The sequence below is a fragment of the Chitinophaga sp. CF418 genome, assembly GCF_900142925.1.
GTDB lineage: Bacteria > Bacteroidota > Bacteroidia > Chitinophagales > Chitinophagaceae > Chitinophaga.
Genome location: NZ_FRCN01000008.1, coordinates 238088 through 254581 on the forward strand (window position 1 = coordinate 238088; position 16494 = coordinate 254581).

The following is a 16494-nucleotide window of genomic DNA, read 5'->3' on the forward strand; positions in this document are numbered from 1 at the left end:
ATGATAAAACTTGAACATGTCAACAAATCCTTCCATAACGGCAAACCGGCTGTCAGGGATGTCTCCTTCGAAGTGAACACGGGGGAAACACTGGTATTGCTTGGCACGAGCGGTAGTGGAAAGACTACGACACTGCGCATGATCAACCGGCTGATTGCGCCTGATAGTGGACAGATCCTTGTGAATGGAGAACCGGTAAATACACAGCAAATTGAATCACTACGACGGAATATCGGGTATGTGCTGCAGGAGAATGGCCTGTTTCCTCACTATACAGTAGCTGAAAACATCGGTATCGTCCCCACTTTACTCAAATGGGATAAAAAACGTATAGAAGAGCGGACACATTCTCTCATGGAAAAGCTGCGTTTATCTGTCGCAGATCATTATCATGCGTATCCGCAGCAACTGAGTGGCGGACAACAGCAAAGAGTCGGGCTGGCCAGGGCGCTGGCAGCTGATCCGCTGGTATTGCTAATGGACGAACCGTTCGGGGCGCTCGACCCCGTAACAAGGGTCAGTGTCAGAAAGGAATTCAGATCACTGGATGAGATCCATAACAAAACAGTGATCATGGTAACACATGATGTGCCGGAAGCATTTGAACTGGGCAACCGCATCTGCCTGATGGACCAGGGAGTTATACAGCAAACCGGTACACCAACAGAACTCCTTTTCAATCCGGTAAATGATTTTGTCAGCAACTTTTTTCATGAGCAACGCTTTTGGCTGGAGTTGAATGCACTCCGGCTAACAGATATTAAGCCCTGGCTCGGCAATACTATACCCGGAGAAAATCATGCGCCTGTCCTGAAGGGGGGAAACTCCTGCTGGGAAGCGCTTGAGCAGATGACTACGCTATCTGCTCCTGTCAACATCGCATTTGAAGACAAGCTCGTTCGCATTGACACCAGCGAATTGATGCACGCCTTTAGACAATACAAGCAAACTGTCAACGGACATGGAAGATCAACCAGGCTTTCCTGAATTTGTGCAGCAACAGGCCGGCAAACTGCTGGAGCAAACGTTGCAACATATCGGGCTTACATTTATTTCTCTTTTAATTGCAGTGGTCATAGGCGTGCCGCTGGGCATTCTTATTACCCGGCGGAAAAAACTGGCGGGCATTGTACTCGGCATTGCCGGCGTGTTGCAGACCATTCCGAGCATTGCCTTATTAGGGTTTATGATACCCTTGTTAGGTATAGGGGCCAAGCCGGCAATTATGGCGTTATTCCTGTACGCTTTATTGCCTATTATCAGGAATACTTATACCGGCATTCTTCAGGTCGATCCTGTTGTGATAGATGCAGCTACAGGAATGGGGATGAGTAAAAGACAGCTGCTTTACAAGGTGCAACTGCCACTGGCTATGCCCGTATTGCTGGCAGGTATCAGAACAGCGACCGTTATTAATGTGGGGGTGGCAACCCTGGCAGCATATATAGCAGCCGGCGGATTGGGAGAATTCATTTTTGGCGGAATTGCCCTTAATAATACCAATATGATACTTGCAGGTGCCATTCCGGCAGCTTTACTGGCCATCATCTTCGACTGGGCGGTAGCCCGCCTGCAGAAACTAAGGATGCAGAAGGTCAAAACGGCACTCTACCTCCTACCCTTTCTGTTGTTGATCCTGTCATCTTTCTACCTCTTGCCGGCGGCCTATGGAACCAGTCTGGTAGCGGGATTCACGCCAGAATTCATGGGGCGGAAAGACGGTAATCTGGGGCTAAAACAGGTATATGGACTGAAGATGCGTACTGTCGTAATTAGTGACATGATCATGTACAAAGCGGCCTATGAAAAGACCCTGGATGTCATCAGTGGCAGTACGACAGATGGCAGGGTAAAGGCTTTTGATCTTCAGTCACTTACGGACGACAAACATATTTTTCCGCCGTATTATGCAGCGCCGATCGTACGTCAGGAGACGCTCGATAAGTACCCGGAACTGGCTCCTGCGCTGAATAAACTATCTGGTATAATTAATGATAGTGTAATGACTGAGCTGAACTACAGGGTCGATTACCTGAAACAGGATCCGGCTGTTGTGGCCAGTGATTTTTTAAAAGCTAAAGGTTTATTACAGGCAGCGAAACATGGTACTAAAGGACCTGTCGTAATAGGCGCCAAGATATTCGGAGACGGATATATCCTTGCCAATATGTACAAATTGCTGGTGAACGGGTATACAGAACTGGAAGCTATTACTAAAACTGGACTGGGAGGCACCAAAATATGCTTTGATGCACTTACTAATGGTCAGATAGATCTTTATCCGGAATACTCCGGCACCGGTTTACTGGTCATCCTGAAGGCAGACAAATCTGTCGTTGATACATTGGTCAGCGACAAGCAAAAAGTATATGACTATGTTTCGAGGGAATTTATGCAACGGTACCACATCAGATGGCTGCCTCCTATCGGGTTCAATAATACATATGCATTGATGATGCGCAGGCAACAGGCTGCAGATCTGCATATTACCTCTATATCAGACTTAAAGGAATATTTACTGCATCACTAACCACCAGTATATGCAATTGAAAAATGATTTTAATACCGTGCGGAAAAGATCCATGCATATCTGCGCACCCTTGAAAACGGAAGACTATGTAGTGCAGCCGGTCGTGGATGTTAGTCCGCCGAAATGGCACCTCGGACACACCACCTGGTTCTTCGAAACATTTCTTTTAAAACCACACTTTCCCGGTTATAAAGAATTTGATCCAAACTACAATTTCGTATTCAACAGCTATTACGAAACAGTGGGCGCCCGCGTGATCCGTACAGACAGGGGCAACTTAAGCCGCCCTGCTGTTGAAGACATCATGCGTTACCGTGAACATGTGGACAAAGCCATGCAGTCTTTCCTGGACACAGCGCTGACCGATGAAATACGTGCACTGGTCGTATTGGGGCTGAACCATGAGGAACAGCACCAGGAGTTATTGTATACGGATATCAAATACATACTGGGGCACAATCCCCTAATGCCGGCATACTCCGATACAGCAGTTACCAGCTTTACAGCGCCTGCTACAACGCAGCCTTTCCTCCAAATGCCGGCAGGACTATATGAGATTGGTTATAAAGGGGACGGTTTCTGTTTTGATAATGAGTTGGGCAGGCATACCGTGTACCTGCAGGATTATCAGATCAGTACAAAGCTTGTCACCAATGCGGAATACCTGGAATTCATGGAAGCAGGCGGCTACAGTGATTTCCGTCACTGGCATGCGGAAGGCTGGGATTGGGTGAAAAGGGAGCAGGCGAAAGCGCCATTATACTGGCATTTTGTAGATGGCCAATGGAAACATTATACCTGGCAGGGATTGCAACCTGTAGCTGGTGATGATCCGTTGTGTCATATCAGTTATTATGAAGCTACTGCTTATGCTTCATGGAAGGGCATGCGTCTTCCTACTGAATTTGAATGGGAAGCTGCAGCGCCGCAATTGTCATGGGGGCAACGCTGGGAATGGACAGAGAGTGCTTACCTTCCTTATCCGGGCTTTGCCAAAGCGCCGGGAGCGATCGGTGAATACAACGGTAAATTCATGGTCAGCCAGATGGTGCTGCGTGGAGGCTCTGAAGTAACGCCGCCTAATCACAGCCGTCTTACCTATCGCAATTTCTTCCATCCTTCCCTGAGATGGCAGTTTACTGGTATCAGACTGGCGAAATAAACTTATTCTTATTACACTAATAATTACATTATGGCCACCACCTCTGTAATGCATACGGTATTAGTTCCATTAAAACAGGATCAACGGGAGATCTTCTCCCAGGATGTGATCCGCGGGCTCAGCGCAAAAAACAAACACCTGGACTCCAAGTATTTCTATGATGCTGAGGGCGACCGCCTTTTCCAGGAGATCATGCGTTGCCATGAATACTATCTGACCAATTGCGAAATGGAAATATTGCGGGAGCAGTCTGCCGCGATCAGTCAGACGATACTCTCTCATACCAGTCATTTCGACGTGGTGGAGCTGGGCGCCGGGGATGCTACAAAATCCATTCACCTGTTGAAGGAGTTACTGAAGACTGGACAGGATTTTACATATTACCCGGTGGATATTTCCGGTAATGTGATCACTCAGCTGGAGCACTCACTACCACAGCAGTTGCCGGCCCTCAAAGTACATGGACTACATGGGGAGTATTTCGACATGTTACAGCAGGCAGGTATATTATCACGGAAGACAAAAGTAGCCTTGTGTATGGGTGGTAATATCGGCAACTTCACACCAACTGAGGCGAGGAAGTTTTGTCGTCAATTACGCAACTATCTGCAGCCGGGCGATTTGGTGATCATTGGTTTCGATTTGAAAAAACATCCGCAGATCATTCTGGATGCTTATAATGACGCAGCTGGTTTTACGAGGGATTTTAACCTTAATCTGCTGAAACGCATTAACCGGGAATTGGGGGGCAATTTTGATATCAGCAAGTTTGATCATTATGCCAGTTATGATCCCGGCACAGGGGCTTGTAAAAGCCATCTTGTCAGCCTGGAAGAACAGGATGTAAAGATCAGCGGTCAGACATTTCATTTCGGATTGCACGAGCCTGTATATATGGAGATATCGCAGAAGTATGATCTGGAATCCATAGAGCAGATGGCGACACAGTCAGGCTTTGAAACTGTAGCTGATTTCTTTGACAGTCGCAGATGGTTTGCCGACTGTATGTGGTTGTGCATTTAATGCCAGAGAAAAATATGAGGCTGCCCGTTGGTATTTCAACCAGGGGCAGCTTCTCTTTTTTATTTCCAGGCGCCCAATAGTCTTCTCAACACAATAATTTCACCGGTGTGATAGCTTGTATGATCTGCAATCAGCAATGCTTCACGTAGCAGGTGCTGTCCGTCGCCATGTGCAAAAGGCGCGTATAGGTCAGCATCAGGATCTTTTAACAAATCGATAAATTCTTTCAGGTCATTTTTGATCTGCGCCAGGCATTTTTTCCAGGCAGCGTCATTGGCAGGCACTGTTTCTTCGGGCCAGTATCCTTCCGGCCATGATGGCGACTCGTGTTTAGCGTTGCGGGAGAATTCCAGTATATCCCATTGTGTTATCCGGATATGTTCTACTAATTGCCAGATGCTATATGGCATCCCTTCCGGCACTACACCTCTCAGTTCAGCAGGCAGACCTTTTACAGCGTCATCGAAAGTAGCGTGTGCATGCCCGCCAATTAGTAATTGTTCCAGTGTCTTTACGAGTTCTTTATTGTGTGTTGTAGCCATGCTTCCAATTTATGACTTATTGCTCAATAAGAATGCCAGGGCGAATAATTTGCATACTTACTTACAAGTAAGTAATTTTGCACTATGCAGGATACTAAAGAAAGAATTGTTTCGCTGGCGGACCAGCTGATTAAGACCAGGGGGTATAATGCCTTTAGCTATAAGGATATATCTGATCCTCTGGAAATAAAGAATGCTGCCATCCACTACCATTTTCCTACTAAAACTGATCTGGGCGTGGCGGTGATAGAGGTTGAGCTGCAACATTTTATAGCGAGTACAGGCAGGCTGGTGACGCAGCCGGAGGATAAACAGTTAAAGTTCCTGTTTGAGACGTTTAGTAAAAAGCATAAGGAGGGGTTGGTGTGTCTGATGGGGTCATTATCACCTGATTATGAGACCCTACCGGAACCTTTGCAGGAAAAGATTACAGATTTGTCGGCGGCTATTTTGAAATGGACTGGCGCCTGTCTCGAAAAGGGGCGTGAGAAAGGGTTGTTCCGGTTTGAGGGGGATGCGTATGATCGGGCGCTGCTGGTGATAAGTAATCTTCTGGCATCATTACTGTTGAGCAGGGTAATGGGGAATAAGGTGTTTGGCAGGATTACGAATCAGTTGTTGAGGGATTTAGGTGCGGGGAAGTGATTGTTGGGGAACGTAGGAGGATGAGTAGTAACAGCTGCAAGCATCCCACGGGAAAAGACAACAAAAGTTAAAATCAAGTTATAATCAACGAGCAAATAAAATAAATAAGATACATGCAAACATTAAAAAGAGCAGTCATTACCGGATTGGGCGCACTGACGCCGATTGGTAATAATGTGGCTGATTTCTGGAACAACCTGGTAGCAGGAAAGAGCGGAGCTGCGCGTATTACAAAGTTCAATCCCGACCCTTTCAGAACGCAGTTTGCCTGTGAACTAAAGGACTATGACCCGGCAAAATTGCTGGACCGGAATGATATACGCAAAACAGATCCATTTACACAATACGCACTGATTGCAGCACAACAGGCAGTTACTGATTCAGGGCTGGATTTCTCCAAAATGGATCCGTTTGACAGTGGCGTCATCTGGGGTTCCGGTCAGGGTGGTATGCTGACCTTTGAGGAACAGGTAAAGGAATACACTTTGGGTAATTATGTGCCACGCTTCAACCCTTACTTTGTGCCTAAACTTATCGCCAATATGGCTTCGGGAATGATCTCTATCAGGTTCGGCCTGATGGGTATCAACTATACTACTGTTTCTGCCTGCTCTACCTCCAATACTGCCATTATGGACGCACTAAACTACATCCGTCTGGGTAAGGCAAAAGTGATCATTACAGGAGGTTCTGAAGCGCCCATTACGGAGGCTTCTGTGGGAGGATTCTGCGCCATGAAAGCGATGTCGACCAGGAATGATGATCCTGCTACTGCTTCCAGACCCTTTGATACAGATAGGGATGGTTTTGTGATGGGAGAAGGAGCGGCTGCACTGGTGCTGGAAGAATATGAACATGCTGTGGCCAGAGGCGCACATATTTATGCGGAAGTGGTGGGCGCTGCTATGACTGCTGATGCCTATCATATGACTGCTACACATCCAGAAGGATTGGGCGCCCTACAGGCGATGAAAAGGGCATTGGAAGATGCGGAACTCACTCCGCAGGATGTCGACTATCTGAATGCACATGCAACTTCTACTCCGGTGGGAGATCTGAGTGAGCTGGCTGCTATCAGGTCACTGTTTGGAGAAGCACCGCAACATCTGTCTATCAGTGCAACTAAATCTATGACCGGCCATCTGCTGGGCGCAGCAGGTGCTATTGAAGCCATTGCGTCCGTATTGAGTATCAATAATGGCATCGTTCCTCCTACTATCAATACTACCAATCCTGATCCGGCTATTCCTGCCGGTTTACAGATTGTGATGGGCAATGCACTGCAAAAGAAAGTGAGTGTGGCGATGAGCAATACTTTCGGGTTTGGCGGCCATAATGGTATTGTAGTGTTCAAGGAAGTGAAGTGATCTGTGTAAATGATTTGTGAGAGTGATAGGTCCCGTAACTATTTTCTGACCATTAACTATTTCCCTTTTAGGGGAGTGAGCAGCCCCGTAAGGCCGTTCAGTTTTATTTCATACAGCGTAGCCAGCAACATCCCCAGCTTGCCTTCCGGAAACCCTTTACGCTGAAACCATTCCAGATAAGAAACCGGCAGGTCGCATAGTAAGACATCCTTGTATTTGCCGTATGGCATTTTCATTGTTACCAACTGATTGAATATTTCCCTGTCCGGTTGTGCAAATTCCATTATAGATTGATTTTAAGTCGGATTCATCACAAATATAGGATGAGAAATATTGTGTGATAGAAAAAATTTAACATTTTTTTGGGATCTTTAAATCCATATGAGATCTTCTTACGTAAGTACCATCATTATATAGAATTATTCTATATCTGTGCTTGTAGAACAGCATTCATTTTGGGGGACAATTTTTTGAGCTAATACTTTGAATACTTTTTGAATTTATGTTGAATTTCCTTGTAACGAGGTTAATCTTGTTATGCGTTTCCCTATACTTTATAGATAAAGAATTTTTTCGTTTTGCAGTTTTGTAAACTTTTTGATTAAACATCCCCCCAGAAGAGTGGTTATTTCAGAAATCCGGTTACAGCCCATCCGTGGCTGTAACCTTTTTTTATGTTTCATATTTTCATTCGAGTATAATCAGCGTATCATAACCACCCCCGCTCTTTCCAGGAGCTGATCATTTTTCCAGGTACACCACATTCCCGCAGCACATCTTCAAAATCTTCCATTTCCATTCCCCAATCAACGGCATATGCTGCAAACTCTTCTCCCACGGGTAGCCTGCCGAATAATTTTTCTGAGGTAAGAATATGCGCTACTTTACGCAGCAGTACACTCCCCATTTCCCATTTCTCTTCTTTGCTGATGATCTGCATCAGTTGTGTGAAGGGACGCTCAAATCTCTCAGATGCAATGTCAAGATATGCATGATCCAGCTCAGTGGCCAGAAAGATGAGATCAAAAATATCTTCGTCAGGATGTTGTTTCGAAATCATCTTTGTGAAAGCTACTGAACGGGGTGACAGTAAAGGAATATACACGTCTGCGTAATGATAATTCAGCTCCAGCAGGGATAAGGGCGTTTCTACCTGATGCGCTTCCAGTGCATCCGCTATGGCGATTGCCATGTTTTCGGCAACGGTAGCCATTAAGGTCTGTATGTTCAGTTTTTCTTCAGGGCGTGCGTAAGACAATTTACTTGCACCGGATGCATAGACAGTTCTGATCTCATCCAGAATGCCGTTGCTGTTATATTTGTAGATGTTTTCGTATTCAGATTCACCTGCGCCGGGTGTAATGCTCAGACAATAGCCCTTTTCAATACGTCCGGCAGATAGCTCATATCTTTCGATGTTACAAAATAGTGAATGCTCGTGGTCCATGATGCTGGCTATTTTCTCATCTGCGTTCATGTCCGCGTATGCATCTCCCTCTCCTCTACCGATGACAAGTAAAGATTGATAAGCCACTTTCTGTCCGTTCTCATCGTACTGGATCCTTTTGATACAGGATGGTATTTTTGTACCCTTGTTATACTCCACAAACTCGATCCATTCCTTACCATAGGAATAGTAACCTTCCCAGAATACATTGTTGGCAGCATGACCATAGGAAGTATAACAAGGTAATCCGTTGGCAGAGAATCCATAAAAATGATAATCGTTGATCTCCCTGACTGCTGCTACTGGAAATAATTTTTCTTCGGGCTGCAGGAAAGCGGGTGTGCCATAGTCTTCTAAGTTATAGCGGAAGCCTGGGATATATTTTTCGGTGGTGACGTTGGTTTTATATTCCTGTAAGCGATCAAACTCTTGAAATGCCTGTTTCCATCGGGATAGTAGGTTCTGCTTCAGTATTTCCAGGTACATTCTTCTACATTTTGAATAAAAATAATGTTTTAAACGAAAAGATGCTACTTGCTTTGTTCAATTGGTTTACAGGATATTATAAAGCCCGCCAAAAAGAGTAAACCTCTCTGGCGGGCTTTACAGGAGTGATTATGAGTCCTATCTATTCAATCTTAATCGGTTGTGTATAGATCAGCTCTCCTACACCTGCTGTTTTAACGCCTATACGGGCGAAAAAAAACGGTTCTCCCGATAAAGTGGCGGGAATGTCCACATTGATCGTAACAGGGGCTGTAATGTCTCCGATTGCCCCGGCGCTTAGCGATGCAGCTTTGAGGTTATTGACGGCATCTACAATATTCGTTTTACCCAGGTACAGCGTTGCCGACTCCAGTGGCTGAGACGCATTGACCCTTTCTATTGAGAATGTGGCAGTTACTTTAGTTCCGCTTTTACCGGCCGTGGCATTTTTGATGATGAAATAAGGCTGCACCGGCACTTCTACGGTCGTACCGCCATTTACGGTAATGTCAATAGAGTCTGTATTATTCACCCAGGGGCCATTGCCAGGCAGCCGTACCAGTTTGTAATTGCCGTCAAACAATGAGGCAGAGAAGGTACCGTCCTGCGCTACATACACGGGGATCTTTGTAAACAACTGAAAACCATGTTGCCAGAGTTCCAGCTGGACGCCATTGGAGCGGACGCCCACAGCCTCTTTATTGTAGATCACCTTACCGGAAAGGATGGATGTTGGCTTTTCATAGTTATCCTTTTTACATCCTGTTATCAGCATGCCTAGCGCCATAGCAATGAAAGAGGATGATACTATTTTGTTCATATCGTACATGTTAACAGGTTACTGAAAAGGGTTCTTGACGATCTTCGGATTGTTGTTCAGCACCGCCTGGTTGATAGCGGTATAATAGTTTCCCAGCTGGAAGAAGCGGGGCGTTCTGAAACGCGGGGCGACCATTTTCACGAAGACGTATTTTCCGTCGCGGGCAGCATCACCAGGGCGTATTACGCGATAAGGATACAAAGCGTAGATCATCGCATTGGGATTGGAAGCATCTCCGTTCCAGATCTTGTCTGCTATACGCCAGCGTTTCAGGTCCCATACACGGTGATCTTCAAATGCCAGTTCTACCCTGCGTTCATTCCGTATCCTGTCTATTGTCAGCGATGAAAGACTGTTGGCACCAAAGCCTGCTCTCTCACGCAGCGCATTGATATAAAGCAATGCATCTCCCGTCTGTCCCAGTTCGAAGGCTGCTTCCGCAGCATTCAGATATATTTCTCCCAGTCGGAACCAAACCCACCATACATCACTTTGAATACCCCTGGTGCTTGTTTTATCGTTAGGGTCTATATACTTCCTGAGATAAAATCCTGTATTTGACACTTCCTGTATAGAGCGGTGGGGACCTGACGAACCAGTCAGCAATTTACCGTCGCTGTAGGTTGTACCGAGGTCGCTTCCTTCGATCACATCATATGCATTACGGGCGCTGTTCCACACCAGCACACCTGCCTGTATGGCTACCGGCAGGCTTTTGAAAGAAGTACCGGGATAGATGATGGTGCCATACAAACGTCCATCTTTATTGGCAAAGATATCCGACAGCTTATCGTAGTAGATATAGTCGCTGTTATCAGGCGTGCGTGTTCTCAGCGCACCATCTGAACCATCTTTATATTCAAAACTTTCCACCAGGTTCAGGGATGGTACTACAGATGAAGAGCCCAGGTTGTCTTCCCTGATACCGCGGGCGATATTATCGTATGAAAACCAGTGTTTGCGGGTGGGCAACAGGTAGTCTTTCACAAAGATCACTTCACGGTTGGAGGCTTTTTTTGTAACGGCCTCGAAGAAGTTCTCACCGGGATCAGGGTTGTTCCTGTACAGTGAGTAGGGCCCGCTGTTGATGATCTCTTTGGAGGCATCGAGCGCCTTTTGATAGTAGCTATTCGCCATACTGCCGGGTATACCAACCTCACCACCTGGCGTTGTAATAGGTACCGGCATAAGGCTGTTGTATTTTGCGAGTGAACCTGCGTACAGCATAGCGCGACTCTTCAAAGCCAGGGCTGTATATTTGTTGGCACGGGTGGTGCTACCGGCATTCCCCAGCTGGTCTTTGACGGCATCTATTTCAGCTGCAATGAAGTCATAAACTTCTGATTCTTTTGCGCGGGCCTGCTGCAGGTCTGCTACGTTTCCGGAATAGTCGTAAATGAGCTGTTTGGTGACCAGTGGCACACCTCCCATTCTCTTTACCAGGTTGAAGTAATTGAGTGCGCGCAGAAAACGTAATTCTGAGGAATATTGTTTCTTGGCCTCCTCCGAGAGGCTCACACCGTATTTCTCAATATTTTCCAGCGCCAGGTTAATATCACGGATATAGGTATAGTTCCATAAATACCACCTGTTAAAGGCATAGGAGCCGATGTTATTGCGACCATCTTCATTGGATTGTCCACTCCACATGGCTTCATCATAATCGGCCATGTTACGCCACTGGAACAATCGTCCGTCGGCACCATCGTTTACATCACCCAGTCCTGTTTCTGCCGGGATCCTGTCGTAGAAATTCGCGAGTAAGGCCACTATCTGTTTAGGGTCATTCCATACCTGTTCGTCAGATAGAATAGTACGTGGCTCCCTGTCCAGCCAGTCTTTCATACAGCCTGTCAGCAACAGGGTCAGGAGGGAAAGCGTATATAATCGTTTCATATAATAAGCATTAAGGAAGTCTTAGAAGGATACATTAAAACCAAAGTTGTACAGGCGTTGCTGCGGGTATACCAATCCGTTGGTAGAGCTGATCTCAGGGTCAATTTCATATTCCTTCACGTTATCGAAAGAGAACAGGTTTGTGCCGTTGACATATACATGCAAAGCAGAGAGGCCAACACGTTTAATCAGATCGCGGGAGAAGTTGTAACCCAGTTCCAGGTTCTTCAACCTGATATAACGCACATTGGTGATCCAGAAATCGTTTACAGCATAGTTCACATGCGAGGTATTATCTTTCCTGATAGCGGGATATTTACCGCCGATCCACCTGCTGCCAGGATTGTAAGGGTCTTCTCTGTGCCAGCGGTCCGTCAGCATATAGGCGGGAGAAGAGCCATTATTCTGGAAAGGATAACGCAGTTCCCAGTCGCGCAGATATGACTGCATAGTAGCGCCGGCAAAGTCGAATCGTAATGTGAAGCCTTTCCATGCAACACTACCGTTAATGCCAAAGCTCACATAAGGTTGCGCGCCCTGTGCGTAACCAATGGGACGCTGGTCGAGGCCGTTGATGATCTTATCACCGTTCACGTCTTCATACCGGAAATCGCCCGGCAGTTCTGTGCGGTTCCCCCTGCCATCATTATCGATATCATAGGTTTTTATCTGCTCTTCCGACTCAAAGCGGCCCACTACATGATAGCCCCAGGTAACGTTTGCCCATCGATTTTCAATGGAGCTGCGGTATTGATCCCAGGCATTACCGAAACGGGGCTTGTAGGTACTCCTCGACCTCAGTCTTGCATAAGTGGCATTTACCGCCAGTGAATAATTCACTTCACCTGACTGCCCGGTATAAGTTACCATTCCTTCAATACCGCGTGTGGCATCTGCATTCAGGTTAGCGTTGGGCAATGAATAACCCACTTCACTGGGCAGCAATACATCATAACGGGCGGCGGGCAGACCGGAACGGCGGCGTTCAAATACATCGAACTGACCGCTGATACGATTGTTCCAGACTGTGAAATCTACACCTGCGTTGATAGACCTGTTCTTTACCCATGAGAGCTCAGTTACCGGTAATCCGCGGGGCCTTAAACCGATTACATAACTGCCGTTCATAACAGCGCCTCCCTGGTTGAAATTGTATCCTGAGAGATAGCTGAATGCGTTGGGCGGGTTACCATCTGAAAAGCCTATTTCACTTCCTGTTTCTCCGTAAGAGGCCCTTAATTTCAGGTCGTTCAGTGCATTCCCGAAACGGCCTTTCAGCCAGGGTTCTTCAGAGATCCTCCAACCCAGGGAGACACCGGGAAAGAAGCCCCATCGCTTGCCACGGGCGTAGAGGTAAGAACCATCATAGCGTCCCAGTACTTCCAGGAGATATTTTGACTTATAGTCGTAGTTGATCCTGCCGATATAACCAGCCCTTGCTTCCAGCGACCATTCATCTGACAGGTAGTCCTGTTCCACCAGGTACTGTGTAGGTACGTAGTTATTTGTAGGGATGGTGTGTACTACGTAATAGGAGTTGTCGTAGTCAGACAATTCATATGCGCCTACTGCGGAGATATTATGATCGCCGAATTTCCTGGCAAAGCTCATCTGGAACTGTGCATAACGGGAGATGACGTTCCTCTTGTGTCTTTCCCTCCAGGGATTCTGATTGCCGAAGCCGGGTTCAGTGTAATAGCTGTCTGTGGTAGCGTTGTACTTGTACGCGTTCCAGGTATATTCGAAACCGTCAAATTCTTCATTGAGGAAATTGTACGAGTAGATACCTTTTATACTTAGTCCGAAAGGCAGATCGTATTGTGCATTGAGATTGACGTTCATACCTCTCCACCATTCGTCTACATAGCCGGTGACATCATCCCTGTAGGTGACAGGATTTACATTCACGTTGTGTGTCTGGTTGATGTACTTCGGATTATCATTAGCATATGGGCTTTCTGTAGGCCACATACTGAAGATGCTCAGGAAGGGGTTGAAGTAGTCGTCCAGTCCGGGTACGCCCACATTGTGTCTCTTTTCCAGTCTGGCGCTGATCTGTGTACCTACTTTCAGCCCTTTGGCCAGGCTGCTTTCCAGGTTCGCCTGCAGGTTGGTACGTTCAAAGCTGTAATCTTTGATCACGGCATCCTGTTTCAGGCGGCTGACAGACATGTAATAGCTGGAGCGTTGTGAGCCGCCGGAGGCGTTGGCGCTAACGTAGTACTGCGGCACATTGGGACGGAGTACTTCTTTGTAATAGTCGTAGCTCTTGTACCCTTTCTCTGTACCGGCTTCCCACTTTGCCAATTCTCCAGGTTTATAGAGTAAGGAGGGGTCGCGTCCCAGGTTTTGTTCTGATTCCAGCAGGGCGCGTACGTATTGTCCGGCGTTAGCAGGATGAGGATAACGGGTGAAATTCTGGAAGCCGTAGTAACCTGAAAGGTTGATGTTGGGTTGCTCATTCTTCCGGCCTTTCTTTGTCGTGACCAGTACCACGCCATTACCGGCTCTCAATCCGTAGATAGAGGCAGAAGCATCTTTCAGAATGGTGATATTCTCGATATCGTCCAGTCCGAGGTTATTGAAGATGTCCTGTCCTGAGCCGGTGGTGAAACCGAATCCGGTTGTCGCGGTACTACCGGTATAAGGTATACCATCAATTACGAAGAGTGGGCTACCGAGGTTACGGATCTGGATATTAGTTCCGTTCCCTGGTCGCGAGTCAGTAGCGCGGGCCGTTATACCGGGCATTTTCCCCACTAAAGCAGCGGAGGTGGTAGTTGCCGGCGTTCTTACCAGGTCGGCCGATTTCACCGTACTGACGGCCCCTGTTACGGATGCCTTTCTTTGGGTACCGTAACCTACTACGATGATGTCTGTGAGATTACTGGCTTGTGAGGTTACTGTCACCAGTAATTTTGTTTGATTGCCGAGCAGGACTTCTTTCGGCTGGAAGCCTACGATGCTGACGTAAATTGTTGTGCCGGGCGTGGCTTGAATGGTGAATGAACCGTCGTTCTTTGTTACAACTCCTTTGTTACTGTTCCTTACTACGACGGTGGCTCCGGGGATTGGGACGCCTGTTGAATCTGTTACTGTACCAGAATAAGTGACTGGGTTAGCCTGCTGCGCAAACCCATAGGTATGGGCAAAGAGCAGCAGCGCTAAGAAAGCGTAAAGCGTTTTCATAACGATGGGTTTTAATTGGGTTTCGGAGATTTGTTTACTACACTAGAGGTCCGGACCGGTCAGTACTCCCGGTGTTTTTCATGCTAACAGTGAAATTCATTATGAATATAGTATAATTGTCATTATTACAGTTATTTTTCCTTTTGTTTTTTTGAAGTGATGTGGGGGATTATTGGCTATGCTTGTTTTATCGTGGGAGAAAATTTTATGTACTCTTTCAGCAAAGAGTAGTTGATATGGATCCTGGTGTTGCTTTGGATACACCCGTTTATTGACGCTAAGTAGCTGCGGTTTCAGTATGGGATGGCGGTCGGCGCCGACCGCCATCCTACCTGAAACCACAGCACGACGTTTTACCTCAAACGCGGGCTGCAGTTTTCAAATCATTGAATGCCAGGATAAATTTCCTAAAGTCATCTTCAGTAAATCCATATGTGGCATATACCTGGTGAATGCACTTTGTGCCTTCAAATACATTTAAAATAGCATCTTTAGGCTTACCTGTAGAGCCAGAGTAGATAATTTCCAGCGAAATATTATCCAGTGGACGGCTTAGTGTACGCTCGATGAAATATTTACTCCATTTCAGCGTGATCCCAGCTTCGTTAACTGCTACTGAAGATACGTCCGGCTTAGCCAACCCCAGGATCCCTACCAAACCTCCAATCAGAAGGCTGCTAGCCTGAATGTATCCAAGACGAACCAGTACAATCAGGATTATAAACGATATGAACGTAAGCAGCATGGCTCTCCTGTTGGAAAACCGGGATTTAATCTCCATTGCAAGAATTTAACTATTAAACAGTTGTCTTTTTCCGATTGAAACGCTCAATGAAAACGGCAAGCTCCGCCACGTCATGATCTATCCGGTGAAGGACCTTACCTTCCTTTATAATATACATCGAATAAAATCCCTTTCTCCTGCCAACCGGAGGGATATGATAAAGCTGTAACTCCACTTCCTTAATGCTAAAGATGGTTGTCCTTTTCGAGAAGAAATTCATACTCTTCAGAACCAGTTGTTCATCTACAATATCAATTGAAAGAATAATGCGGTAAAATATATAGGGCAGTAGCATTGGAGCGGAAAGGATCAATATAGCATACCAGTTTATGCTTCCCATCCAGGCACCTACTAATATCCCGATGATGATCCCCAACAGGATCATATAAAAGGTATTATAATGACTTCGGGCGGTACGGAGTTCCATAGATATTATTTCATAAGTCGCCGCTAAAGTAAACAAAATAATCTGGTCAAAATCCCGTTTTAAGGCGTCGCCATCTCAGGCTCAGTACTGCAGAATCGTCTCAAAATAACCTATATCAATTAAGACAACCATATATCTACAGTGAATTAATTCTGAAACCATTAGAAGCAAACCAA

Annotated in this window: 14 protein-coding genes; 6 read left to right on the top strand and 8 right to left on the bottom strand. The window is 46.3% G+C overall.

From position 1 onward, the window contains the following. The 4 genes from F3I09_RS18890 to egtD are packed head-to-tail and all read left to right on the top strand — an operon-like array spanning position 1 to position 4715. A complete protein-coding gene (locus tag F3I09_RS18890; protein WP_149696597.1) occupies positions 1 to 987 on the top strand; it encodes an ABC transporter ATP-binding protein in 987 nt (328 codons plus the stop codon). Beyond that, a complete protein-coding gene (locus tag F3I09_RS18895) occupies positions 962 to 2530 on the top strand; it encodes an ABC transporter permease/substrate-binding protein (RefSeq protein ID WP_149696598.1) in 1569 nt (522 codons plus the stop codon). The genes F3I09_RS18890 and F3I09_RS18895 overlap by 26 nt, the downstream gene beginning before the upstream one ends. A gap of 10 nt (positions 2531 to 2540) precedes the next feature. After that, positions 2541 to 3692, top strand: coding sequence for an ergothioneine biosynthesis protein EgtB (gene egtB / locus F3I09_RS18900; RefSeq protein ID WP_149696599.1), 1152 nt, complete (start codon positions 2541 to 2543; stop codon positions 3690 to 3692). A gap of 30 nt (positions 3693 to 3722) precedes the next feature. Next, a complete protein-coding gene (gene egtD, locus F3I09_RS18905) occupies positions 3723 to 4715 on the top strand; it encodes an L-histidine N(alpha)-methyltransferase (RefSeq protein WP_149696600.1) in 993 nt (330 codons plus the stop codon). Positions 4716 to 4774: 59 nt separating this feature from the next. Here the strand turns inward: egtD and F3I09_RS18910 are convergent, their stop codons facing one another. After that, positions 4775 to 5257 carry a DinB family protein gene (locus tag F3I09_RS18910; protein WP_149696601.1) on the bottom strand — a complete coding sequence of 161 codons (483 nt, stop codon included), beginning with the start codon at positions 5255 to 5257 and terminating at the stop codon, positions 4775 to 4777. 84 nt (positions 5258 to 5341) lie between these two features. Here F3I09_RS18910 and F3I09_RS18915 point away from each other — a divergent pair, with 84 nt between their 5' ends. Then, positions 5342 to 5902 (top strand): TetR/AcrR family transcriptional regulator, encoded by a 561-nt coding sequence (locus F3I09_RS18915; RefSeq protein WP_149696602.1) that lies wholly within the window; start codon positions 5342 to 5344, stop codon positions 5900 to 5902. A gap of 113 nt (positions 5903 to 6015) precedes the next feature. Beyond that, positions 6016 to 7269, top strand: coding sequence for a beta-ketoacyl-ACP synthase II (gene fabF, locus F3I09_RS18920; protein WP_149696603.1), 1254 nt, complete (start codon positions 6016 to 6018; stop codon positions 7267 to 7269). A 56-nt stretch (positions 7270 to 7325) separates the two neighbouring features. On the opposite strand, the gene F3I09_RS18925 is transcribed toward fabF, so the two are convergent. From F3I09_RS18925 to F3I09_RS18955, 7 genes are all read right to left on the bottom strand, one after another. Beyond that, positions 7326 to 7553 carry a DUF3820 family protein gene (locus F3I09_RS18925; RefSeq protein WP_149696604.1) on the bottom strand — a complete coding sequence of 76 codons (228 nt, stop codon included), beginning with the start codon at positions 7551 to 7553 and terminating at the stop codon, positions 7326 to 7328. Positions 7554 to 7978: 425 nt separating this feature from the next. Beyond that, complete coding sequence (locus F3I09_RS18930; protein WP_149696605.1) at positions 7979 to 9202, bottom strand: hypothetical protein; 1224 nt, start codon at positions 9200 to 9202, stop codon at positions 7979 to 7981. A 142-nt stretch (positions 9203 to 9344) separates the two neighbouring features. After that, entirely contained in the window at positions 9345 to 10022 is a 678-nt protein-coding gene (locus F3I09_RS18935; protein WP_149696606.1) for a DUF3823 domain-containing protein, read from the bottom strand. Positions 10023 to 10040: 18 nt separating this feature from the next. Beyond that, positions 10041 to 11918 carry a RagB/SusD family nutrient uptake outer membrane protein gene (locus F3I09_RS18940; protein WP_149696607.1) on the bottom strand — a complete coding sequence of 626 codons (1878 nt, stop codon included), beginning with the start codon at positions 11916 to 11918 and terminating at the stop codon, positions 10041 to 10043. A 21-nt stretch (positions 11919 to 11939) separates the two neighbouring features. Continuing rightward, positions 11940 to 15107 carry a TonB-dependent receptor gene (locus F3I09_RS18945; RefSeq protein WP_149696608.1) on the bottom strand — a complete coding sequence of 1056 codons (3168 nt, stop codon included), beginning with the start codon at positions 15105 to 15107 and terminating at the stop codon, positions 11940 to 11942. A gap of 358 nt (positions 15108 to 15465) precedes the next feature. After that, complete coding sequence (locus F3I09_RS18950; RefSeq protein WP_149696609.1) at positions 15466 to 15888, bottom strand: hypothetical protein; 423 nt, start codon at positions 15886 to 15888, stop codon at positions 15466 to 15468. 16 nt (positions 15889 to 15904) lie between these two features. After that, positions 15905 to 16318, bottom strand: a complete 414-nt coding sequence (locus F3I09_RS18955; RefSeq protein WP_149696610.1) for a hypothetical protein — start codon at positions 16316 to 16318, stop codon at positions 15905 to 15907. Between the last annotated feature and the right edge of the window lie 176 nt (positions 16319 to 16494).

Bases quoted from the DNA above. Each gene is read 5' to 3' on its own strand.
- F3I09_RS18895 (WP_149696598.1), top strand. From the start codon at position 962: ATGGAAGATCAACCAGGCTTTCCTGAATTTGTGCAGCAACAGGCCGGC.
- F3I09_RS18910 (WP_149696601.1), bottom strand. From the start codon at position 5,257: ATGGCTACAACACACAATAAAGAACTCGTAAAGACACTGGAACAATTA.
- egtB (WP_149696599.1), top strand. From the start codon at position 2,541: ATGCAATTGAAAAATGATTTTAATACCGTGCGGAAAAGATCCATGCAT.
- F3I09_RS18935 (WP_149696606.1), bottom strand. From the start codon at position 10,022: ATGAACAAAATAGTATCATCCTCTTTCATTGCTATGGCGCTAGGCATG.
- F3I09_RS18915 (WP_149696602.1), top strand. From the start codon at position 5,342: ATGCAGGATACTAAAGAAAGAATTGTTTCGCTGGCGGACCAGCTGATT.
- F3I09_RS18890 (WP_149696597.1), top strand. From the start codon at position 1: ATGATAAAACTTGAACATGTCAACAAATCCTTCCATAACGGCAAACCG.
- F3I09_RS18930 (WP_149696605.1), bottom strand. From the start codon at position 9,202: ATGTACCTGGAAATACTGAAGCAGAACCTACTATCCCGATGGAAACAG.
- F3I09_RS18945 (WP_149696608.1), bottom strand. From the start codon at position 15,107: ATGAAAACGCTTTACGCTTTCTTAGCGCTGCTGCTCTTTGCCCATACC.
- F3I09_RS18955 (WP_149696610.1), bottom strand. From the start codon at position 16,318: ATGGAACTCCGTACCGCCCGAAGTCATTATAATACCTTTTATATGATC.
- egtD (WP_149696600.1), top strand. From the start codon at position 3,723: ATGGCCACCACCTCTGTAATGCATACGGTATTAGTTCCATTAAAACAG.
- F3I09_RS18925 (WP_149696604.1), bottom strand. From the start codon at position 7,553: ATGGAATTTGCACAACCGGACAGGGAAATATTCAATCAGTTGGTAACA.
- F3I09_RS18940 (WP_149696607.1), bottom strand. From the start codon at position 11,918: ATGAAACGATTATATACGCTTTCCCTCCTGACCCTGTTGCTGACAGGC.
- fabF (WP_149696603.1), top strand. From the start codon at position 6,016: ATGCAAACATTAAAAAGAGCAGTCATTACCGGATTGGGCGCACTGACG.
- F3I09_RS18950 (WP_149696609.1), bottom strand. From the start codon at position 15,888: ATGGAGATTAAATCCCGGTTTTCCAACAGGAGAGCCATGCTGCTTACG.